Source organism: Gilvimarinus sp. 1_MG-2023, from assembly GCF_030548285.1.
Genome location: NZ_JAUOSC010000160.1, coordinates 1 through 444 on the forward strand (window position 1 = coordinate 1; position 444 = coordinate 444).

Here is a 444-nt window from a genome sequence, read left to right on the forward strand (position 1 = left end):
CATATCACCATGGCAGGCGACGATGCAATGCGACCGGTTGCTGACGGACTGCCAGGCCAAGACCCAGCCCGGTATGCACTTCCAGTGGCAAGACCAGGACCAGACCCGCATTGACAGCCAGATCACGGTACCGATGCAGCTGCAGTGGCACAGCCTCAGCACCGCCAGCCACCCCATGCTCTCGGCCCAGATACAACTGGCCGCCACCGGCACGCTGAACAGCACCGGCCTGACCAGCGCCTGGGACCTCACCAGTCATCTACAGCTCACCCTTAACCCGACCGGCCCGATTACACTGCAACTGGACAACACCCGGATCAACGCCCAGCCACAGCCGATTGAACAGTGGCAACTGTCTGACCTGCAGCTGCGCCAAAGCGAGCACTTGCTGGCGACCTGGGACACGGAGAACAGCACCGCCCCCTTTGCCGCCCTGACGGAGCT

1 protein-coding gene is annotated in these 444 nt (G+C 63.1%); it reads left to right on the forward strand.

Annotated features, from left to right (window positions below):
- Positions 1-22 precede the first annotated feature (22 nt).
- The coding region (locus Q4563_RS16215) for a hypothetical protein (RefSeq protein WP_303605211.1) at positions 23-444 on the forward strand (422 nt) is incomplete at its 3' end.